The following is a 22227-nucleotide window of genomic DNA, read 5'->3' as shown; positions in this document are numbered from 1 at the left end:
GATTGAAAAGCCCCCTTCCTACAGAGCTAACCCCGGCCCGTCATTGAGCTGCTCCCCATTAGTTGGACTGAGAAATCAGTTACCGACTAGTGGGGAGTAGTTTTCATTGAGAGCACGAAGTTCGCTAAGTGAGCATCAGCGCGAGCAGTTGGTTGAACTATTTGAGCAAGGCATGGGTTATACAGCCGCTGCCAATGCCCTTGGTGTCTCCAAGTATGCCGCCCGTATGCTCTGTCGTCGGTTTAAGCTGCATGGCAGGCTATGTCTTGTGGAGAAACCGATTAAGCAGCAGTACTCGTTCGAGGTCAAGAAGGAAGTTGTCCAACGCTATCTTGCCGGCGAGACAAAGATGGATCTTGCGCGTGAGTTTGGCCTGTCGTCAGATCAGCTGGTCAGTTATTGGTCGCGGCAATGGCGTAACGGTGGCGATGAGGCGTTAAAACCGAAGCCGAAGGGCAGACCCAAAGGCTCGGCTGTGCCAAAGCCGCTGACCGAAGAGGAGAAGCTACGGCGCCGGATCGCGCGATTGGAAGCGGAAAACGCTTATCTAAAAAAATTGCGGGACTTGAGGAATCAGGGACGCGCCTGAAAGTCCAGGCGATTGTCATCCTCAAGTCGCACCACCGCTTGGAGTACCTCCTAGAGGCAGCAGGTATCCCACGGTCGACGTTCTTCTACCACCAGAAACGCCTCGGCCAGCCAGATAAGCACGCCGAGCTCAAAGACGCGATCCGGGCAAGTTTTGAACGTAACAAGCATCGCTACGGCTATCGACGAGTGCTACTTGACCTGCGTAACCAGGGGTGGGTGGTCAACCACAAACTCGTCTACAAACTCATGCGTGAGATGGGCATTCGAGCCAAGATCCGCCAACGTAGACCTTATGTTTCCTACACCGGGACGATCAGCCACATCGCTGACAACAAACTTGACCGCAAGTTCACCCCGGATCAGCCAAACACCGTCTTTGTCAGCGACGTCACCGAGTTCAGGGTCCAAGGCCGCAAAGTGTATTTGTCGCCGGTGATGGACCTGTTCGACCGCTCAATCGTCGCCCACACCGTGGCTACATCACCGTCGACAGCGTTGACCACCGATTCTTTGTCCAAGGCGATCGCGGCGAGTGCGCCTGAACCCGGGTGGATGATGCACACTGACCAAGGCTTCCAGTACCAGCACGCCTCCTGGCGCGATCTGATCGGTGACAACGGCGGTGTTCAGTCGATGTCGCGTAAAGCCAACTGTTACGACAACGCGGTCATGGAGAACTTCTTCGGGCACTTGAAAACCGAGATGTACCACGGTGAAGTCTTCGACACGGTCGCAGAGTTCAACCAAGCGATCGACGAGTACATCGGGTGGTACAACACCGAACGCGTCCAACAACGACTCAAGGGCCTGACCCCGATGCAATATCGGAATCAGACCCTTGAAGCCCTAACCGCCTAGAATTAAACCAGTCCAACTTTCGGGGGCCAGTTCACATAACGGCGGCTGAGGGCTAAGTCTTCTTTATCCCCTAGCCTATACCTACCAAGGCGGCAACAGTTGGGATGCGCCGAAGGTAGCGGCCATCGCCGGGATGACGGGGTCTAATCTCGCAGCCATGGCGAGTGGAACAACAATCGACATAGTGACAGCCGCTGCCGCGGTATTACTTGTGCTCTCAGAGGTGAGGATGGCCAGCAGCACCGCCATGGCAGTGATGACCAGGGCACTAGATACCCCCAACATATTGTTGAGTCCGGAACCGATGGTTTCCGCTAGACCGGGGCTGCCCAGCATGGCACCGAAGATCATGTCGCAACCAAACAAGGAGAGTCGGATAGCTAACAGTCAACCACCAAACAGCTGCCAGTTGTTGATGAAAAGCCCGCCCACGGAAACAAAATATCTCCCCGCCGCATCTACTACTACGACCGGGCTTTGTGCCTCGCCTTCCACACAGGCGCCGTGCAAGTCACCCGCAAGTACCCAACACGCACCCAGCAACGAGTACCAGGACTTTAGTTAGATGCCTTCCTCCGCCAGCACGCCGCAGAGAGACTCCCACGCAGATCCTCAGAAAGACGCCCTCCAAGCCCCCATCAACGGCCGCCTCGCGCTGATCTTCATCGGCGCCATCGTCCTGGTCGGCATCCTCGTCGCAGCGATTTGGTACGTTGCCAACAACAAGGACTACGGTCGCGGAATCAACCCACAGCCCGCCGCAGCCTCCGCGCACCAGCGCCCAGCCAGCTCTTCGACTACGCCGCCGGCCACGGAGCCAGCCAACGCCCCCGCGAAGGCATCCAACGCTCCTCAAAGTGAGCTCAACCAATACCCCACGGACGAAGGCGCGGTCATCGGCAGCACCGCCATGGATGCCGCAGAGAGCACGGCCATCGCGCAGCCAACCGACGCTCCCAAGACCCAGCGGCAAGCTAACGATGCCGCCATGACCGCCCTCAAATTCAATCTCTCCGAGAAGGGTCTGCACGAGAACCTGCAGCTGCAGGGCTACTCCGACAATCAGATCACCACGGCCATCAACAAGCTTGATCCTGACTGGAACCAGCAGGCCCTCAACTGCGCGCGCAAGCTCAACGAAACAGGCTCTCCCCTGCCCGAGGAAGAGCTGCTCGAGATGCTAAAGACTAACTCCGGTTTCACTGAGGAGCAGGCCCAGTACGCCATCGACCACCTGTAACGCAGCCCTGCTCCCCTGCCCCTGCTAACCCCTACCTACCCAGCAACCTAACGAACCAACCGCTTCACAGCCTGGGATACCTCCGCCAACTTCTCCTCGGCCTCTTCTCCCCCAGCCTCCGCGGCGTGCCGCACACAGTGGTTCATGTGGTCGTCCAGCAACCCCAGCGCCACGCCCTTCAACGCAGACTGCAAGGCGCTGACCTGCGTGAGGATGTCGATGCAATACTGCTCCTCATCCACCATCCGCTGCAGCCCGCGCACCTGACCTTCGATCCGCTTCAGCCGCGCCAGGTAGCGCTCCTTGTCGCTCAAGTACCCGTGCATTATTTGAATCCTTTCAACCGCAGACTGTTGCTCACCACAAACACACTAGATAGCGCCATCGCCGCCCCGGCCAGCATCGGGTTCAGCAACCCGAATGCGGCCAGCGGGATCGCCGCCACGTTGTAGGCAAACGCCCAGAACAGGTTCATCTTGATCGTCCGCAGCGTCTTGCGTGCCAGTCGCAGCGCAGCAGCCACAGCCAGCAGATCGTCGCGCATCACCGTAATGTCCGCCGCCTCAATCGCCGCATCCGTCCCCGAGCCCATCGCGATGCCCAGGTCGGCAGTTGCCAATGCCGCAGCGTCGTTCACACCATCGCCCACCATCGCCACATTCTCCAGCGAACGGATGTGCGCCACCTTGTCCTCCGGCATCACCCCGGCGATCACCTCGTCAATGCCCACCTCGCGCGCCACGGCGTCCGCCACCTGCTGATTATCACCGGTCAGCAGCACAGTCTTCAGCCCCATCTGGTGCATCTTCCGTACCGCTTCGGCACTGGTGGGGCGCACCGTATCTGCCACGCTGATGGTGCCGATCGCTCGCCCATCCGCGCTCACGCTGACTGTGGTCGCCTTATGTGTGGACGCCCCCTCGTCTCCACGGCCCACCCGTATCACCTGGCCGTCGACGATTCCCTCTACGCCATGCCCAGGCAGATTCCTAAAGCCGGTGACCTCCGGCAGGCCACCAAATTCTTCCCGGCCGGCTTCTGCAATGGCACGGCCGATGGGGTGCTCGGAGTACGCCTCCACCGCCGCCGCGGCGCGCAGAACCTCCTCGCGATTGCCGCCTGCCGGCTCCACGTCGACTACCCGCATTGTGCCCGTCGTCACCGTGCCGGTCTTATCCATTACAACGGTGGTGATGGCATGCGCGCCCTCCAAAACCTCGGGTCCGCGAATCAGAATGCCCTGCTCGGCCCCGCGGCCTGTGCCAACCAGCAAGGCTGTGGGCGTCGCTAAACCAAGGGCGCAAGGGCACGCGATAATCAGCACCGCGACCGCATTGCTGAAGCCCGCGAACAGCAGCGTTAACAGCGCAATCACGATGACGACCGGAACGAAAATGCCGGAGACCTTATCGGCCAGGCGCTGCACGTCGGCCTTACCAGACTGGGCTTCGTCGATCAGCTTGGCCATCTGCGCGAGTTTCGTCTGCTCGCCCACATGGGTGGCCTCCACAACTAGGCGACCGGAGGTGTTGATGGTGGCACCCGTGACCTCATCGCCGGGGCCAACGTCAACTGGTACGGACTCGCCGGTGAGCATGGACTCGTCCACTGCAGAGAGGCCGTCGAGGATACGCCCATCCGTGGCGATCTTCTCCCCCGGGCAAGCCAGGAAGTGGTCGCCGACCTGCAGCTGCTCGATGGGAATCAGCTGCTCCTGCGCACCGGCACCACCAGCGCCATCCGCACCATCCCGCAGCACGGTGACCTGCTTGGCGCCCATGTCCGTCAGCGCGCGGATGGCATCCCCGGCGCGCTGTTTAGCACGTTTCTCAAAGTACCGGCCTGCCAGCACGAAGGTCACCACACCTGCAGCGACCTCGAAGTAGATGTCCCCCAGCGGGTCGCCCGCGTGGTTCAGAATGGACCAGCCGTGGCGCATGCCGGGATCGCCCGCATGGCCGAAGAACAGCGCATACAGCGACCACAGGTAAGCCGCCGAGGTGCCGACGGTGATGAGCGTATCCATCGTCGCCGCACCGTGCTTCAGGTTCACCCACGTGGCCTTGTGGAAAGGCCAGCCCGCCCACAGGATCACCGGGGTGGCCAGGGCGAAGCTGACCCACTGCCAGTAGTCGAACTGCAGCGGCGGGACCATCGCCAGCAGGATAACCGGGGTGGCCAACGCGATGGCGACCACTAGGCGGCGCTTCAGGCCGCGCAGCTCCTTGGCGGCCGGGTCGTCGGCGGGTGCTACCGGCGCGGGCACGCTACCGCCGTAGCCGAGCTTCTCCACAATGGCGATGTAGGCGTTCGCGTCAGTGGCCGCCCCCTCCCCCGTTTCAATGTGCGCCTTCTCGGTGGCGTAGTTGACGGTGGCAATCACGCCCTCCTGCTTGTTCAGCTTCTTCTCAATGCGATTAGCACAAGAAGCGCAGGTCATACCTGTGATGTCAAGATCTATTACAGCCATGCCCCCAGTATACCCCTAGGGGGTATCAGTATCCACGTTCGATGTACTCCTCGATACGCGCTGCTTCGGCACCCACCGTGGTGGTGTCACCATGACCGGGGTACACCTTCATATCGTGCGGCAGCTTAAACACCGTCGACTGCAGCGATTCGATGATCGTCGGGAAGCTGGAGTATTTGCGTCCCGTTGCTCCCGGCCCACCGTTGAACAGCGTGTCGCCGGATAGCAGCGCGTTGCGCCCCGGAACTTCTACGACAATGCAGCCCGGCGAATGCCCCGGGGTGTGGAACAGGCGCACGCCCCAATTCGCCCAGCGCGGGTCCGCTACGTCGATTGGGGTGAAGGGGGCATCACCATTGGATTCCTCCCACAGCATCTGGTCGTTCGGGTGCAGGTAGACCTCTACGCCCCACTTCTGCGCCAGCTCCGGGGCCAGCTCGCAGTGGTCGTTGTGCGCATGGGTCAGCAGAATCGCTTCCACGGTGCGGTCGCCTACGTGGTCGATCACTGCCTGCGCGTCGTGTGCCGGATCCACCACGATGCAACGGTCGCCCTCGACCAGCAGGTACACGTTGTTATCCACGTCCCACTCGCCGCCGTCTAGCCGGAACTTCCCGGAGGTCACAAACTGCTCGATCTGCGGGTTTTCAAACTTCTGCTCGCTCATGTCTTACCTCTCTTGGTCTCTGACTCTGTGTCGTGCGCGGCTTACTTGAACTCCACTACGGAACGCAGAACCTCGCCCTGCTTCATCTTCTCGAAGGCCTCTTCCACCCCTTCAATGCCAATGCGCTCATCCACGAAGCGATCCAGCGGGAAGCGACCCTCCTGGTACAGGTCCACATACATAGGGAAGTCGCGTTCCGGCAGGCAGTCGCCATACCAAGAGGACTTCAGCGCACCACCGTGGCTGAACACGTCCAGGAACGGCAGCTCCAGAGTCATCTCCGGAGTCGGCACGCCCACCAGCACCACACGGCCAGCCAGGTCTCGCAGGTAGAACGCCTGCTTAAACGTCTGCGGCACGCCCACGGCGTCCACCACCACGTCCACGCCGAATCCCCCGTTGATCTCCTGGATCTTCTCCACCAGCTCTTCGTCCGAAAGCTCCGAGCTGTTGATCGTGTGGGTTGCACCGAACTCCTCAACGGCACGGGCGAGTTTGGCGTCCGAAATATCGATAGCAATGATCTTCGTCGCACCTGCAACGGCTGCACCGGCGATCGCGGCCATGCCCACGCCACCTACACCGATGACGGCGATGGATTCGCCGCGCTTGACCTCACCGGTGTTCACGGCGGCACCGAGGCCGGCCATGACGCCACATCCCAGCAGACCCGCAACGGCAGGATCGGCATCCGGGTTCACCTTGGTGCACTGTCCTTCGTGAACCAGCGTCTTTTCAGCGAAAGCTCCAATACCCAGGGCGGCCTCTAGCTCCGTGCCATCGGCCAGGGTCATCTTCTTCGAGGCATTGTGGGTATCGAAGCAGTACTTCGGCTCGCCCTTCTTGCAGGCGCGACACTGGCCGCACACTGCGCGCCAGTTCAGCACCACATAGTCGCCGACCTCCACGTGGGTCACGCGGTCACCGACCTGCTCAACCACGCCGGCGGCCTCATGCCCCAGCAAGAATGGGTAGTCGTCGGTGATGCCGCCATCGCGGTAGGCCAGGTCGGTGTGGCACACGCCGCAGGCCTGGATGCGCACGATCACGTCGTTATCGCCCGGGTCGGGAATCACAATGTCAGTCAGTTCGACGGGTTCGTTTTTCGCGCGGGAAATTACCGCTTTAACAGTTGTAGTCATGTCACCCACTGTACGAGCTTCTGTGCCTTCGGTGGGTTCGCGTAAACTTGAGCTATTAGCTAACGCAACCAACGCAAACCTCCAAGGAGCCAACATGATCCAGCTCGTCGTCGGCGCCGCCGCGGGTTACCTGATGGGCACGAAGGCCGGTCGCCGTCGCTACGAACAGATCCGCCGTGGCTATCAGACCGCAGTGAACTCGGATATCACCAAGGCAGTTGTGCGTTCCGGCCGTAAGGCACTGGCCAACCGGCTGGATCCGGAACCGCGCATGCACGAGGTGCGCGATCTGAACCGCTCTACCCGCGATTCCCTGGGTGAGGGTCACACCATCGTCGAGGCGGATGATGTGCACCCAAATGACCGCATTGAATCACCCAAGAGGGTGCCAAAGAACCCCTTTAAGTGAACATCGGAACACTCGCTCTCGCGACGTGAGTGAAGCGTCCTGGGTTTAGTCCCCTTCCTTACCTGAGGTAGGAACTAAACCCAGGGCGCTTCACCACTGCAAACCAAAAGGTTAAACTGGCGAAATGACCATGTCCATTGACTATGTGCGCTGGATTGGAATTGCAGCGTGGACCAGTGGTTTAGCCATCCCACGAAACTGCCAGGCGTTGGCTGTTCTTCCGGGGGATTCTCCCGGAAGAATCTTGATCCAGAGCGCCGGGGGACGCGCCACAACATTCGAAGACATCGAGCGTGAGTACACACATATCCAGTGGTTGCTAGCCGGAGCTCCTAGTGATGAATCTGTGCTGGATTATGTGTACCACCAGCAGCTCTGTTTAACGCATCATGAGCTCATCGACCATGACTTCGCCATCCTGGATGTCAGCGATGTCGCGTGCGAGAGCAAAAACTACGCCTTCAGGCAGTCGTCTGCCGCTGATCGCCGCCCCGACTACAGTCCCAAGGCAGCATTAGCTGCAGCTCAGCGCCTCAGCAACTCCGCAATAGGATCGGCTTTTTCAGAACATATTCCTGCCTGGAATATGGCCGAGTCATTAGGGCTGCTAGCTCTTGCTGTTCGTGAATACTTCACGGGCGCGGTAGTACGGGAACTTACTCGGAAGTATGTAAAGGATCTTCGTTCGGATTCTCTAAACACCCAGGAAGTTCTCGGTTGTGGCCGCCTCGCCTATAGCGTGGCGTTTAGAGTTAATGATGACTCTGCAACCACCGCTCCGGTGATCACCCTGCACGTTCAGAAAGATGATCCTCTTTTCACAGAATCTGTGTTGAGGCACATCGTTGACCGGGCACAGGCCTTCGCTAGCGCATGTGGAAGTGACATTCATTGTGGGTCGGTATTCCAGAACATCATTTTCCACCAGACGTTCCCTAGCACCGTCCATGAACCGGATGCTGAAGAAACGCCAATCATTCTGTACCGGATCCCGCTCAGCACTGATCTTCTCCCTGTCCAATCCTTAACGCAGGTGTTGGGTGACAGCGCCGCCCGCACAGCCGATGACGCACTGAGAGAACCTCCCCAACGGACTTCGCTAAGTATTCGTCGGCTCCCAGATAGCGGCATCATCCGGGTACGCAGCTTCATCCCAGGAACAAGCATCGTCGATCGTGCAATTCACCGCGGCGGCTATCTCGCATCCTCGGAACTTGTTTCTAAGTTACAACGGGAAAAGGCGATAGCTGATCCTGATTGTCTCGCCGCAGCTGTAACACCGGCACTGATCTGGGAATCTCTCAGCACTTGGGGTCTCGCGTCCGGCAGCACCGCAAGTTCAGTGTGTTCCGTGCTTAGTGTGCGTGTCAATAGCATCTCCGCTATGGAAGGTTCCATTCATCAACCACTGTTGACAGTTGAGATCGATGCGCAGGCGCCACTCGGCACTGTGGCACATGACGTGTGTGATGTTCTCGGTGACCTGGGCATCGATTCCTTTACGGACTTCCCGATTGAGTTACTGTGGTTCGATCCGCAGAAAGAGGCCGGCGCCAGCACCTCCTCTCCCAACGCTTCACCCGCAACACAGGCCACGTCGCTGGAACTCCCCGTCTTATGGCCCCGTGCGTTAGGGGCACGATCAATAGCTGCCACAAATCAGGCGGTCGCGCTCGCCGCCGTTCGCCGAGCTCTGCGCCACTGTTGCACTAAAGGCCTGTCATGGATCGGGGTTGCTCATGCTAGAAAAACCTCTGCCTGTGGGAGGCATCTGATTAGGGTGGCGGTCGCGTTCGAGTCTGAATACGCAGACAGAGTGGCTGTCAATCAGGAATTGTCCCTCGCAGTGAATGCGGTTCTTGCCGAAAACTTTATCGGTTCACATGTCACGTGCGAGGTTATCGATGCTAACCAAATAACCGACGTTTCAGCGTGGGTCACGGCGACTGGGTATCATCCCGTTACTGGTTTCCTGCCTGCATATATTCAGCTCGAACACCTCAACACCGGCTATGCACCAGTTTCTTGATCGCTATCACCCGAGGGTTGATACCCATGCTGGGGTGGTCTGAGAATTAGGGGCAGTAGGCTTAAGCGACTGCCTGCTGTTCCTTCTTCCAATTCTCCGTATACCTGCCCGGGCTGAGATAGTCCAACGCCGAGTGCGGATGTTCAGTATTGTACCGGCGGGATAAATGCCATGATCGGCAACATCAATCATCCAGGTGCGGATGGAACCGCGATCGAGTGGCGCTACAGGGTTTGAATTAAGAAGAAGCGTTAGCGCATAAGTTTTCCTAGCAGTTTTACTAGCGCGTAAAGTCGCCGAAATCCGCCGCGCGCTCATGCAGCGAGCGCCGGTATTTCTCCAGCGCAATCACATCCGCAAACAGCGCGTTGTACTCCTCTTTCTGCAGGTCGGGGCGCATACGCTGCATTCTGGACTTCATATCCGCGATCTCGCTGCCCACCCAGCGTTCCTGCATCCGCGCCATGATCGCATCGGCGTAATAGGGCAGCCGATCCGGCGGGCAATGCAGATCCTCCACCGCCAGCTCCGAAACCACAGCCGCCCCCATCGGATCCTGCATCTGGGTTGCGACCTTTTCAATCCAACCTGGCCCACCGTCGTTGTTCGCCGCCCCTCCGAGCGACGCCACCGCCTCCGCCATTGCCACGTATGTCGGATGCACGAAGCTCTCCGGGGGCATGAGGTCGAAAATGGTGGAAGCCAGCTGCGGCTCCTGCAAAGCTAGCTTCATCACCTCGCGCGGACCTTCCAAAAAGTCATCGTTCGGATTGGGGCGTTCCATGCCCTTGACCACGTGCAAGTTGGGCCCGGTTGCATTTCCTGCGCCGCCAGCGCCAGCACCACCCTGGACTGCCACGCCATTAGCCTGGCCGGCACCCTTCTTCAGCTTTAGGTTTGGCCGATGCCCGCCGGACTTTCGCGCTTCCTTGCGCACCTCGTCTAGAACATCATTGGGGTTATCCCAGCCCACCCAGCCCGCGGCCTGGCGCGCATATTCATCGCGCAGTGCCTCATCTTTAATTCCCGCGAGCACCGGCACCATGCGCCGCAATGCGTGCACTCGGCCATCAATGCTGGCCGTATCGTAATCCGCGATAAGCGTGCGGATCACGAACTCGAACATCGGGATACGGGAGGCCACCAGCTCGCGCACTGCCGCATCCCCGCGCTTAATGCGCACATCACATGGATCCTGCCCGCCCGGGGCGACCGTCACATAGCTCCGGCCTGCGAATTGCTGGTCCCCCTCGAAGGCACGCATCGCTGCCTTTTGTCCGGCCTCATCACCGTCGAAGGTGTAAATGATCTCCCCGCGGAAGAACTGGTCGTCCAGCATAAACCTCCGCAGGGCTGCCAAGTGCTCCCCGCCGAACGCGGTACCACAGGCAGCTACTGCGGTATCCACCCCGGCGGCGTGCATGGCCATGACATCCGTGTAGCCCTCCACCACTACGGCCTGGTGCTTGGCCACGATATTTCGCTTCGCCTGGTCGATACCAAACAGCACCTTCGACTTCTTGTACAGCATCGTCTCTGGTGTATTCAGGTATTTGCCCAGCTTGTCATCGTCGAAAAGCTTGCGGGCGCCGAAGCCAATCACATCGCCACTGACCGAGCGAATAGGCCACAGCAGGCGACGGTGGAAGCGGTCGATCGGGCCACGCTTGCCCATGCGGCCCAGGCCCGCCGCTTCGATCTCCTTGAAAGAAAAACCCTTCTGCTGCAAATGCTTGGTCAGCCGATCCCACCCGGCTGGTGCATACCCGCAGCCAAACTGCTCGGCGTGTTCCAGGGTGAAACCTCGCTCCAAAAGGAAGTTACGGGCGACATCCGCGCCTTCGGCGTCACAGTGAAATTCCTTGCGGTAGAAGTCAAAGGCCGCCTTGTTCGCGGCGACCAACCTGCGCCGCGTACCGGGCTCCTCCCGGTTGCCCGGCCCGCCGCCTTCGTAGTTGATGCGGTAGCCGATGCGCTCGGCGCACGCCTCCACGGCCTCTGGGAAGGACATGTGTTCCATCAGCATAAGGAACTTGAAGACGTCGCCGCCCTGGTCGGTGGAGAAGCAGTGGAAGTAGCCGTGGTTCGGGCGGACGTGGAACGAGGGAGTTTTTTCATCTTTGAAGGGGCTCAAGCCCTTCATGGAATCGACGCCACCCGGTTTGAGCTGCACATACTCCCCCACTACCTCTTCGATGGGGGTCTGCTCTCGAATTGCTTCGATATCCCGCTCCGGAATCCTGCCCTTAGCCATAGCCACATGCTAGTACAACCCCCGGACAGCCTGGATCGGGCAGCATTCTGGCGCCGGAAAGCTATTTTTCTTAAACAACACATCACGGCTATTCGTGGCGCTAACGTGATCAAAATAGGATCTACATCACACAAATGGAAGAGGGATGGTTGACTACCATGTCTAGCTCGACGACTAATACAACGCCGAACCCAGCACCCAACTCACTCAACTCCACCGGCGCAGCCAACTCTGCTGAAACAAACGGCGGTGCCTCCCCTGCCAACCACTACGATGTGCTGATCATCGGCTCCGGCTTCGGCGGCTCCACCACCGCCCTGCGGTTGGTGGAGAAAGGCTACACGGTCGGCATCCTAGAGGCTGGCCGCCGTTTCAAAGACGAGGAGTTCGCCAAGAACTCCTGGCACTTAAAGGATTTCCTGTGGATGCCGCACCTCGGCCTGTACGGCATCCAGCGCATCCACCTACTCAAAGACGTCATGATCCTGGCCGGCGCGGGTGTGGGCGGCGGCTCGCTGAACTACGCGAACACGCTCTACCAGCCGGGCGAGGCCTACTTCAACGACAAGCAGTGGAACACCATTACCGACTGGGAAGACGAGCTCACTCCCTACTACAAGCAGGCGCAGAAGATGCTCGGCGTGGTGGAAAACCCCACCATGACCCCCGCCGATGTGCACTCCAAAAAGGTAGCCGAGGAGATGGGCGTGGGCCACACATTCCGCATGGCTCCCGTCGGAGTCTTCTTTGGAGAAAAGGTCGGGTTGAAAGGTAAGCCGCGGGAGACTGTGGCCGACCCCTACTTTGGTGGCGTCGGCCCCGATAGAACCGCCTGCCACGAGTGCGGCGAGTGCATGACCGGCTGCCGTCATGGCGCAAAAAACACCCTGCTGAAGAACTACCTCTACCTGGCCGAAAAAGGTGGGGCGAAGGTGCACGACCGCACCACCGTCACGGACATTACCTTCGACGGAACCACGTGGACCGTGCAGGCCAAGCAGACCGGGCCGATCACCAAACGCAACCCCCAAACCAGCACGTTTACCGCCGATAATCTTGTGGTAGCCGCAGGCACTTGGGGTACCCAGAACCTGCTGCACCGCCAGAAGGCCAATGGCAACCTGCCGAAGCTATCGGACAAACTGGGGCACCTCACACGCACAAACTCCGAAGCACTGCTGGGTGCGAATCGCTCCGACTACTCCCCCGACACGGATTTCTCGGAGGGCGTGGCCATCACCTCTTCCTACTTCCCCGCCCCGGATACGCACATCGAGCCGGTTCGCTACGGCAAGGGCTCCAACGCCATGGGCTTGCTGCAGACCCTGATGACCGACGGCGATAAGCTGCAGCCGCGCATCCTGGAGTTCATCAAGCAGATCTTCCTGCAGTACAAAGCCATTCCGCGCCTGATTAACCTCAACAGGTGGTCGCAGCGTACCGTCATCAACCTGGTGATGCAGACCCGAGATAACTCGCTGCGCACGTTCCTGCGCAAGGTCGGCCCGTTCAACATGCTGAGCTCCGAACAAGGCACCGGCGAGCCCAATCCCTCATGGATTCCAGAGGGCAACGCCGCAACCCGCATCCTCGCGAAGATGCTGCCGAAGGGCGTGGCCGGTGGCGTGTGGTCGGAGGTCTTTAATATTCCTCTGACCGCGCACTTCCTGGGCGGCTGCGTTATCGGCTCTTCTCCTGAGCACGGCGTGGTGGACCCGTATCACCGTGCGTGGGGCTACCCGAGTTTGTTCATTACCGACGGTTCGGCGATTACCGCGAACCCGGGCGTGAACCCCTCCCTTTCCATTACCGCCAATGCCGAACGCGCCGCCGCCATGTGGCCAAACAAGGGCGAGGCTGACCCACGTCCGCCGCAGTCCGAGGGCTACCGTCGTATCGACCCAGTACAGCCGAAGAATCCGATGGTTCCAGACGACGCTCCAGCCGCTCTCCGCCTACCTCTGCGCGTGCTCTAAATTCTTCCCTATGTCTCAGGGAAGTTTGCAGCAGCTGTTGCCCAAAAAGTGGGCCAAGTACGCCACCCCGGTCGTCGGCGCGGCCATCGTCGCGGCTGGTTGGTTCGGCATTCAAGGTGGGGACGACAACGGCGGTTCTAGCGGTTCACAAAATGCTGGTGCTTCTAGTAGCGACGCCGACACCTGCGCCGTCGATGCCCTCCCACCGGAGGCTAAGAAGCAGATTGACGATATCTTGCAGGATGCTCCACCAGACGACGGGGAGGCCGACGGCAAGCACTTCGGCAACTACGAGGGCCTGCTGCCGAAGAAGAAGAACAGCTACTACCGCGAATACACGGTGAAGACCCCGGGGATTAACCACCGCGGCGAGCGCCGCATCGTCGTCGGCGGGGGCACCAAGACTGATCCGGAGGTGTGGTACTACACCTCCGACCACTTCGAGAGCTTCTGCACCATCCCCGACGCAGAGGACTAGCGGGAGCGCTCAACCCACGCTAGCCTTCCTGCCTTAGGCCCAGGCCGCACTCATCCCGCTGGCGTGCTTATCCAGCCGCTCAAGTCGGGATTCCGTCAGCGACGCAACCTGGTCAATGACTACGCGTAGAGCTTCGCGATCGGAGGAGGCGGCGTCAAACCACGAAGAGAACATCGGATCCAACGCGCCCGAACCGCCGCGCCACAGGTAGTCCGTGACGCGGAAGATGCGCTCGCGCTGGCGCTGCTGGTTAGCCAGATGCTGGGTTTCGTCCATCACGTAAAGCACCGCGACGGACTTCAACAGCGTGACCTCGGCCTGGACGGGCTGCGGGATCACCAGATCAGCAGCGTAGCGGCCCAGCGCACCCTCTCCGAACTGCTGGCGCGTACCCGTCACCGCAGCAGTGACGAAGCGGGAAACCAACTCAGAGGTCATGGCCTTCAACGCCGCTAGGTCCTGCAACGAACCGCCGAAATCGGCAGCGCGGGAGACGAGGGTCATGGCTCGCAAGCGATCCGCTGCCTCCAACAGCTCCTCCGGGGTGCCGCCGAAAACACGGGCACCCTTTTCGGCCAGAGCCGCCAGCTCTACCAGGTCCCACAGCACATTTAGGTTGATGCGCCGGGAAAGAATGCCATCTTCCACGTCGTGCACCGAATACGCCACATCGTCGGACCAATCCATGATCTGCGCTTCCAGGCACTTCCGGCTCTCCGGGGCGCCTTCGCGGATCCACGCTAGGGTCTCCACATCCTCCACATAGGCGGAGTACTTAGTGCGCTTGTTGCCCTGCTCGTCGACCGGCCCCCAAGGGTATTTGCAGGCGGCATCCAGGCTCGCGCGGGTGAGGTTCAGGCCATAGGACACGGGCGCGCCTCCCGCGGAATCATCAGTGCCCTCCAGCACCTTCGGCTCCAGCCGAGCCAGAATGCGCAACGTCTGCGCATTGCCCTCAAAGCCTCCGCACTCGGCGGCAGCCTCATCCAGCGCACGTTCGCCATTGTGGCCATACGGCGGATGCCCGATGTCATGGCTCAAGCCCGCCAGCTCCGTCAGATCCGGGTCTGCGCCAAGGGTCTTACCGATCCCCCGGGCAATCTGCGCCACCTCCAGCGAGTGCGTCAGCCTCGTACGTGGTGTATCCCCCGACCCCGGCCCCACCACCTGGGTCTTATCCGCCAGTCGCCGCAGCGCTGCGGAGTGCAGCACACGCGCCCGGTCGCGGTCGAAGCTATCGCGCCCGTCCACCACCGCTCCGGGCAGCCCCAGAGTCTTCGGCCGATCGGGCAGCCGCCGCTGGCGGTCGTGATCGCTGTAGGAGTAACGCATAACTTCTTTCTTATTTCTCAAAGGCCTCGTAATACAGCATGCCTAAGGTCTCGTGCAGGATCGAGTTGAACTGCGAACTGCGGGTAAACACCGACGGCCCCTGGCGCGTCGGGCTCGCCCATGCATTCACTCCCTGGTCGCGCACCATACGGGTGGCGCGCAGCGAGTGCGCCGGATCTGTCACCACTACAGATGACTGCCAACCATTTTCCTTCGCCACGTCGGCGAAAGCCTTCGCGGAGGCCAGCGTATCGGCACCTTCTGCCACCGAAACCACCGCCGATTCCGGGATATCGAAGTTCTCCACCAAGTAGTTCTTACCCGACTCGGCCTCGGTGAATTCGTCGCCCTCGGCCTTGCCGCCGACGGTGACGATCGTCGGAGCCACTCCCTCCTCATACAGCTTCGCTGCGTGGTTTAGCCTTGAGGCGAACCAGTTCGATGGATTGCCGTCGTACTGCGCCGCACCGAGCACAAAGATCGTATCCGCAGGTCGCCGGTCATCCGACCGGGCGAAGTGCCACACTTGAAAGGCCGTCACTCCACACACTCCCGCCGCGATCAGGATGATGCTCAGCAGCGTGATGAAGAAATACTTCACCGCGCGCCTCGCCGGATGCCGTGCTTTTGCCATGCGCAAAACCATACGCGGTTTCCCCTGTCTTTTTGGTTAAGGTGGGCTGTATGAAACCGACTTTTTCCCCTACCCGTTTCCTGGCGATCCTAGCCGCCGGCGCCGTGCTCGGATTTGGCTCCTTTCTTATTGACGCCCCCTCGGCCTCAGCAGCCACCGCCACCAGCGAGGTAGAGCTCTCATCCCAGCTAGTTGACAAGTCCGGGGTGTTGTCTGAAAAGGAAAAATCGGACATTTCGGCGTCATTAAAAGAAGCGACCAAGGAATCCGGCAAGAAGCTCTACATAGTCTTCGTCCCCAGCGCATCAGGTGACATTACGAAAATGGCCGAACAGCTGCGCGCACAGGACGGCACCGGCAACGTGATTGTGCTGGCCATAGCGACGGAATCGCGACAGATCGGCTACGCCGCAGGAAACGACGTGAAGACTAGCGACGCGGAGAAGATTCAAAGCGCGGCGCGGGAGCACATTGCCGACGACGACTGGGCCGGTGGCGCGCAAGCAGCAGTTGACAAGCTGACAGGCAAAACGTCCACGGCAACGAAGGTATGGATCGGCGCCGGAGCAGCCGGTGTAGTTGGCGCGGGCGCCGGTGCCGCACTGTGGACCCGCCGCAATCGAAAGAAAACGCACACCCAGCAGCTGGAGACAGCTCGTGAGATCGATCCAGGCAACATCGACGACCTGTACAAACAGCCCACGGAAGTACTGCGCGAACTGGCGGACGAGGAGCTGACCAGCACCGATGAGTCCATCCGCAAGGGTGAAGAGGAGCTTTCCGTGGCCCGTGGCGAGTTCGGTGAAGAACGAACCCGCGAGCTGGAGAAAGCTCTGAAGCACAGCCGCTCGACACTGAACAAGGCGTATAGCATTCACCAGCGGCTGGGCTCCGGGCTGGTGTCGACGGAGCCAGAGGAACGCGATCTGCTGATCGAGATTGTCTCTAGCTGCGGGCAGGCCGACGACAATCTGGATGCGCAGGCCACCAAGTATGCCGAACTGCGCCAGAAGCTGATGAACGCGCCGGAGCTCGTGGATAAGCTAACCCAGACCAGCATTAGCCTGCACAATCGCATTCCCAATGCCCGACAGATTCTCACTGACGTTGAGACGCGGGTGGATCCGGAGCTGCTGGAATCCGTGCGCCACAACCCGGACATTGCCGAGGACGAAGTCGCGGAAGCCGAAAAGGCGATCGACACTGCACGGGGTTTGCTGGATAAGCCCGCTGGCCAGCAAGGCGGTCTGATCGACGCGCTGGGAGCGGCGCGGATGGCTTTGCAGCAGGCGGATTCGCAGCTGCTGGCGGTAGAGCGTGCGGAAGAGCACCTGCGGTCGGCACAATCTAACCTGCCGGCACTGATTTCCGAGGTGGAAGGCGAGATTGATGAGGCCCGCCAGCTGGAGAAGTCCGGTGCGGAGATAGACCGAGCAGGATTGCAGTCGGCTGTGGGACAGGCACGTGCGGCTCTGGAGAAGGCGCGATCTTATGGGTCGACTGATCCGCTGGGGTGCTACTCCGAGCTGTTGGAAGCTGATGGTGCGCTGGATATTCAACTGGACGAAGCGCGCGGCAAGGCCGATGACTTTAACCGGACTGTGGATCTGGTGGACCGGACGATCATGGATGCATCACAGCGGTTGGAGGGTGTGGAGGATTTGATCCGCAACCGCCGGCGAATTATTGGCGTGGATACGCGCACGTCCGCGCAGGCAGCGCGAACTGCCTTGGATGAGGCGACGCGGTTGCGTGCGGAGGATCCGAAGCATGCACTGCGTGAAGCCCAGCGGGCAAGCCAGCTGGCACAACAGGCAACTCGCCAGGCGCGGAAGGACGTGAATGACTTCAATAGGCGCAATGGTGGGGGCTTCGGCGGCTATGGCAGCGGAGGCAGCGGCAACTTTGTGACCGGTATGGTTCTGGGCTCGCTGCTGAGCGGAAACGGTGGTTTCGGCGGCGGTTTCGGTGGCGGCTTTGGTGGCGGTTTCGGCGGGGGCGGCTTCGGCGGCGGTGATTTCGGAGGCAGCGGCTCTTCCAGCTTCTAACTGGATGGGGCTGGCGCCTCCTGCCCAAGGTCCCCGCTCGCGCCAGGTCACTCAGATAAATTTTCGTCCCATTAACCCCTTCAGGAACAGGCGTGGCGGAATGCTACCGGGTCAATATTCCCAAATGTCGCTAGATCGGGAATCTGTTATCGCTAATCATTTTCACCCAAAGAAAACAGCAGGTCAGCGAGTTGTTCGAAAAATAGAACCTGGATTCAAATTTTCAGATTCCCGATCTAGCGACATTTCCCCTCACACAGCCCCCTGCCCTCCACGCCGCGCAGACTGCACACCCTACCGAACAGCCCTCAGCCACACAGCACAGCCTTCCGCCGCACCACGCAGACCGAACAACCTTCAGCCACACAGCACAAAGGCGCGCCCCGCAGGACGCGCCCCTGAAAACTAATCCCAAACAGTAGCTCGCTAGAACACCACGCGCAGCACGGAAACAGTACCGCTGGCGATAATTGCAGCAGCCGGAAGGGTAATTACCCAAGCCAGAGCGATGGGCTTCATCAGACCCCAGTTGGCGTCCTTGTTGACCAGGCCAACACCCAGGACAGCACCGATCAGAATGTGAGTGGAGGAAACCGGCAGACCCAGGACGGATGCGCCCATCACCACGGCAGCTGCAGACAGCTCTGCAGCAAAACCAGAGGCCGGGTGCATCTTGGTCAGTCCGGAACCAACAGTGCGGATAACGAAACGCCCAATGAACCACAGTCCGACAATCAAGGCGACACCCATGGCAACCATGACTGGCAGAGCCACGCCGGATTCCTCAGAAATAGTGTTCGTCTTCAGCACATCCAGCACTGCAACAAACGGCCCAAGCGCATTAGCAATGTCGTTGGATCCGTGGCTGAAAGCAAAGGCAGATGCGGTGAACACCTGCATCCAGCTGAACAGAAGGAATGTAGAACGGCTCAGAGCATGCTTCTTGAGAGTGCGCGAGAAGATGTAGACAGCCATCCAAACAACAGCTGCAACCATGCCCATGATCAGGAAGTTGCCCAAGCTGGACAGCTCCAGGTTCATGTTCTTCAGGCCCTTAAACAGCAGCATCGCGGAAATAATGATGGAACCGCCAGCGGCAAGCAGTGGCACCCAAGTGTCCAAGGCGTGGTGCGCCTCGACTTCTTCCGCAGACTTATTGATGCGGTGCAGCTTCTTGTAGTAGTCGGACTCCAGATCCTCCTCTGTATAGCCCTGCTCGCGCATCGTAGTCGAGTCGCGGATCATCGCATCGGTCAGAGCCAGTCGCTCATCCTCGCTCAGCTGTCCGAAGGCCAGCTTATGCTTAATGTTCAGCTCCTTCTTTTCCTTCTTGATCTCATCGAGGCGCTGATCAGCCAGCTCGTTGTAAACAAGAATGCCGCGCTTAATTGCGCCGTAGAGAAGATGCAACGATGCCACCAAGCGCCGGACCCCTCGAAGATAGCGGCCACGACAAGAGCCTGTTTCATGCTCAAGGTGCCCGCCCCCCACGGAAGTACCGAAGGAGTTCGCCACGTCGTTACCACCAATGTTGAACGCCATAAAGACGCCGAAGAATAGGTGCCACCAAGTATTATTCTCATCTTCCGGCACTGGGGTGATGCCGTCGGGCGACGCGGCCACAGCTTTTTGGGTTGTCGTCGACAAGATTCCTCCAAAACGTCAAGGTAAAAGACCATATCCACCTGACTGATGGAGGTAAAAAGGACGAGTTCTGATAGTTAACTGCGGGCTGACATTAATTGAACTCTTACTATCCTTTTTGCAAACATTAATCTCTTACGATCAGCACTTTAGACAAACCCAATCCAGTAGAGCACCACAATCGGAATGCACAGCAGCAGCGCAATCGTAACCGCCCACGAGGAGCTAATCATCCGCGTTTCCATGCACAACCGAGCCGCCCAGGAAACGAACACTCGCACGTCAATCGGCAACTTCTCCCCCAGCCCTTCGAACTCCACGTGAAGGTTCCGCAGGCCGCGGTTTTCGCTGGAAAACTGCCCTGCCTTCTCACCATCAATATCGAGCACGAAGTTCTTCTTCGTCTCCGCGATAATGGCAATGCGGTGGCGATCCGCCTGCACCTCATAGCGCTCCGACTTGCCGAAGCTCTTGCCGTCACCGGTCACTGTCCAGGTGCCAGTCTGGGTCGTTGCAGAGGCAGTCGCTGCCTTCTTGACGCCACCTTCTGCAACCTTGCCGGCGCCTCCACTGTCGTGGCTGGCATCATTGGCGGCATAGCCATCCCGACCCTTCGCATCGTGGCCGTCTTTGCCACCGCGATCATCCGGGCCGTGCAGCTGCCACGTGTCACCGCCGAAACGGATGTTCGCAACTCCACGCTCGTCGGCGTACTCCGCCACCTTCACCAGGTCGTTGCTAGGACCTTCATAGATGGGGAATGTATGCCCGTCGCTCGGCAGGCCCCAGCGAATATCACTCGACATATCTAGCAGCCCGCCAGGCGCTCAGCGAAGTAGCTCTGCAGGTCTTCGATCTTGATGCGCTCCTGCTCCATTGTGTCGCGCTCGCGAACGGTCACCGCATTGTCCTCCAAGGTGTCGAAGTCGACGGTGACGCAGAACGGGGTGCCGATCTCATCCTGGCGGCGGTAGCGACGGCCAATTGCGCCGGAGGTGTCGTAGTCGACATTCCAGAAGCCGCGCAGCTGATCAGCCAGCTTCTCAGCAGTCGGCGTCAGCGTCTCCTTCTTGGACAGAGGCAGAACGGCAATCTTCACGGGAGACAGACGACGATCCAGCTTCAGTACCGTGCGGGTGTCGGTCCCGCCCTTCGCATTCGGTACTTCTTCCTCCGTGTAGGCGTCAACAAGGAAGGCCATCATCGCACGACCCAGGCCGGCGGCAGGCTCGATGGTGTACGGGATCCAACGCTCTTCTGCATTCTGGTCGTAGAAGCTGAGGTCCTCGCCCGAGCCTTCGGAGTGAACACGCAGATCGTAGTCGGTGCGGTTGGCCACGCCTTCGAGCTCGCCCCACTTGGAGCCGTTGAAATGGAATGCGTACTCCACGTCGACGGTGCGCTTGGAGTAGTGGGAGAGCTTTTCCTTCGGGTGCTCATATAGGCGCAGGTTGTCGGGGTTGATCCCCAAGTCGATGTACCACTGGTGGCGGTCATCGATCCAGTACTGGTGCCACTCTTCGTCCTCGCCCGGCTTGACGAAGAACTCCATCTCCATCTGCTCGAACTCGCGGGTGCGGAAGATGAAGTTACCTGGGGTGATCTCGTTACGGAAAGACTTTCCGACCTGGGCGATGCCGAAAGGTGGCTTCTGACGAGAGGTTGTCATCACGTTCTTGAAGTTCGTGAAGATACCTTGTGCGGTCTCCGGGCGCAGGTAGTGCAGGCCTTCCTCGTCGTCCACCGGCCCCAGGAAGGTCTTCAGCAGACCAGAGAACGCCTTCGGCTCGGTCCACGCACCAGGCTGGCCGGTCTCCGGGTCGTTAATGTCGGCCAGGCCGTTCTCCGGTGGGTGGCCGTGCTTCTCCTCATAGGCCTCCAGCAGGTGGTCAGCACGGTAGCGCTTGTGGGTGTGCAACGACTCGACCAGCGGATCTGTAAATACTTCAACGTGCCCGGATACTTCCCACACACGCTTAGGCAAGATCACGGAAGAATCCAGGCCGACAACGTCGCGACGGGAGGTGACCATGTGGCGCCACCACTGACGCTTGATGTTCTCCTTCAGCTCCACGCCAAGCGGGCCATAATCCCAGGCGGAGCGGGTTCCGCCGTAGATCTCACCGCAGGGATACACCAGACCCCTGCGCTTGGCTAGGTTGACGACGGAATCAATGGTGCTTGCCATGGTTGGCGTGTCTCCTTAGTCGGGATGGGCTTCGGAATGTGAAGGTTCAGCTTTGCAGCTGTCGTACCCCACATCTTAGCCTGTCCCAGGCGAAAGCCAACGCTCGGGGTAGCACGCCTCAAGCTGTATTCGGGAGGTGTTTCAGAAAATAAAAAAGAACCCGCGGTTTAGGGGGGGGTAATGACCGCGGGTTCCGGCCACGCTGTCCTCATAAAGAGAATGGGGCCTGGTTCCCATTAGCAGGGAGCTGCGAGGGGGGGGGATTAC

General features: G+C 59.8%; 17 protein-coding genes and 1 pseudogene. 7 read left to right on the top strand and 11 right to left on the bottom strand.

All coding sequences use genetic code 11. From position 1 onward, the window contains the following. Nucleotides 1-106 precede the first annotated feature (106 nt). Nucleotides 107-1449, top strand: a protein-coding gene (locus tag AC06DS_RS06240; protein ID WP_477100240.1) for an IS3 family transposase whose coding sequence is annotated in 2 segments (ribosomal slippage) — nucleotides 107-548 and nucleotides 548-1449 — 1344 coding nt in all. Because the reading frame shifts where the segments join, the coding sequence is not laid out codon by codon here. Between the two features lie 81 nt (nucleotides 1450-1530). Here the strand turns inward: AC06DS_RS06240 and AC06DS_RS06235 are convergent. Next, nucleotides 1531-1800 (bottom strand): hypothetical protein, encoded by a 270-nt coding sequence (locus AC06DS_RS06235; RefSeq protein ID WP_477100239.1) that lies wholly within the window; start codon nucleotides 1798-1800, stop codon nucleotides 1531-1533. Between the two features lie 214 nt (nucleotides 1801-2014). On the opposite strand from AC06DS_RS06235, the gene AC06DS_RS06230 reads away from it, so the two are divergent. After that, the gene (locus tag AC06DS_RS06230) at nucleotides 2015-2689 is read left to right on the top strand and encodes an Ltp family lipoprotein (protein ID WP_477100238.1); all 675 of its coding nucleotides are present in this window, start codon (nucleotides 2015-2017) and stop codon (nucleotides 2687-2689) included. 47 nt (nucleotides 2690-2736) lie between these two features. Here AC06DS_RS06230 and AC06DS_RS06225 read toward each other — a convergent pair whose 3' ends face one another. The 4 genes from AC06DS_RS06225 to AC06DS_RS06210 are packed head-to-tail and all read right to left on the bottom strand — an operon-like array spanning nucleotide 2737 to nucleotide 6968. Beyond that, complete coding sequence (locus tag AC06DS_RS06225; protein WP_034967151.1) at nucleotides 2737-3015, bottom strand: metal-sensitive transcriptional regulator; 279 nt, start codon at nucleotides 3013-3015, stop codon at nucleotides 2737-2739. Further along, nucleotides 3015-5159 carry a heavy metal translocating P-type ATPase gene (locus tag AC06DS_RS06220; protein WP_477100237.1) on the bottom strand — a complete coding sequence of 715 codons (2145 nt, stop codon included), beginning with the start codon at nucleotides 5157-5159 and terminating at the stop codon, nucleotides 3015-3017. Before AC06DS_RS06220 ends, AC06DS_RS06225 begins: the two co-directional genes overlap by 1 nt. A 25-nt stretch (nucleotides 5160-5184) precedes the next feature. Next, entirely contained in the window at nucleotides 5185-5826 is a 642-nt protein-coding gene (locus AC06DS_RS06215) for an MBL fold metallo-hydrolase (protein WP_477100236.1), read from the bottom strand. A gap of 41 nt (nucleotides 5827-5867) precedes the next feature. After that, nucleotides 5868-6968, bottom strand: a complete 1101-nt coding sequence (locus tag AC06DS_RS06210) for an S-(hydroxymethyl)mycothiol dehydrogenase (protein ID WP_434814922.1) — start codon at nucleotides 6966-6968, stop codon at nucleotides 5868-5870. Nucleotides 6969-7062: 94 nt separating this feature from the next. Here AC06DS_RS06210 and AC06DS_RS06205 point away from each other — a divergent pair, with 94 nt between their 5' ends. Together AC06DS_RS06205 and AC06DS_RS06200 are read left to right on the top strand one after the other, a co-directional pair. Further along, nucleotides 7063-7377: a hypothetical protein gene (locus tag AC06DS_RS06205; protein WP_035011882.1), complete on the top strand. Its 315-nt coding sequence runs from the start codon at nucleotides 7063-7065 to the stop codon at nucleotides 7375-7377. Nucleotides 7378-7501: 124 nt separating this feature from the next. Next, nucleotides 7502-9406 carry a hypothetical protein gene (locus AC06DS_RS06200; RefSeq protein ID WP_477100235.1) on the top strand — a complete coding sequence of 635 codons (1905 nt, stop codon included), beginning with the start codon at nucleotides 7502-7504 and terminating at the stop codon, nucleotides 9404-9406. 280 nt (nucleotides 9407-9686) lie between these two features. Here AC06DS_RS06200 and dnaG read toward each other — a convergent pair whose 3' ends face one another. After that, nucleotides 9687-11660: a DNA primase gene (gene dnaG / locus AC06DS_RS06195; RefSeq protein WP_477100234.1), complete on the bottom strand. Its 1974-nt coding sequence runs from the start codon at nucleotides 11658-11660 to the stop codon at nucleotides 9687-9689. 158 nt (nucleotides 11661-11818) lie between these two features. Here dnaG and AC06DS_RS06190 point away from each other — a divergent pair, with 158 nt between their 5' ends. Together AC06DS_RS06190 and AC06DS_RS06185 are read left to right on the top strand one after the other, a co-directional pair. Next, nucleotides 11819-13636: a GMC oxidoreductase gene (locus AC06DS_RS06190; RefSeq protein ID WP_477100233.1), complete on the top strand. Its 1818-nt coding sequence runs from the start codon at nucleotides 11819-11821 to the stop codon at nucleotides 13634-13636. A gap of 10 nt (nucleotides 13637-13646) precedes the next feature. After that, the gene (locus AC06DS_RS06185) at nucleotides 13647-14114 is read left to right on the top strand and encodes a guanyl-specific ribonuclease (protein ID WP_477100232.1); all 468 of its coding nucleotides are present in this window, start codon (nucleotides 13647-13649) and stop codon (nucleotides 14112-14114) included. Nucleotides 14115-14147: 33 nt separating this feature from the next. On the opposite strand, the gene AC06DS_RS06180 is transcribed toward AC06DS_RS06185, so the two are convergent. Beyond that, entirely contained in the window at nucleotides 14148-15446 is a 1299-nt protein-coding gene (locus AC06DS_RS06180) for a deoxyguanosinetriphosphate triphosphohydrolase (protein ID WP_477100231.1), read from the bottom strand. A 10-nt stretch (nucleotides 15447-15456) separates the two neighbouring features. After that, nucleotides 15457-16080, bottom strand: coding sequence for a YdcF family protein (locus AC06DS_RS06175; protein ID WP_477100230.1), 624 nt, complete (start codon nucleotides 16078-16080; stop codon nucleotides 15457-15459). A gap of 50 nt (nucleotides 16081-16130) precedes the next feature. Between AC06DS_RS06175 and AC06DS_RS06170 the strand changes: the two genes are divergently transcribed. Next, nucleotides 16131-18128: a TPM domain-containing protein gene (locus AC06DS_RS06170; RefSeq protein WP_477100229.1), complete on the top strand. Its 1998-nt coding sequence runs from the start codon at nucleotides 16131-16133 to the stop codon at nucleotides 18126-18128. Nucleotides 18129-18554: 426 nt separating this feature from the next. On the opposite strand, the pseudogene AC06DS_RS06165 reads toward AC06DS_RS06170, so the two are convergent. The 3 genes and pseudogenes from AC06DS_RS06165 to AC06DS_RS06155 all read right to left on the bottom strand — a co-directional run bounded on the left by AC06DS_RS06165 (nucleotide 18555) and on the right by AC06DS_RS06155 (nucleotide 21960). Continuing rightward, nucleotides 18555-19730, bottom strand: a pseudogene (locus tag AC06DS_RS06165) (inorganic phosphate transporter). Nucleotides 19731-19921: 191 nt separating this feature from the next. Then, the gene (locus AC06DS_RS06160; protein ID WP_476728038.1) at nucleotides 19922-20578 is read right to left on the bottom strand and encodes a hypothetical protein; all 657 of its coding nucleotides are present in this window, start codon (nucleotides 20576-20578) and stop codon (nucleotides 19922-19924) included. 2 nt (nucleotides 20579-20580) lie between these two features. After that, the gene (locus AC06DS_RS06155; protein WP_448307271.1) at nucleotides 20581-21960 is read right to left on the bottom strand and encodes a glycine--tRNA ligase; all 1380 of its coding nucleotides are present in this window, start codon (nucleotides 21958-21960) and stop codon (nucleotides 20581-20583) included. Nucleotides 21961-22227: the final 267 nt, after the last annotated feature.

The sequence above is a fragment of the Corynebacterium sp. TUM25015 genome (genome assembly GCF_056393505.1).
The sequence above is the reverse complement of the archived record's forward strand: the minus strand, read 5'-3'. Positions and strand labels throughout refer to the sequence as shown.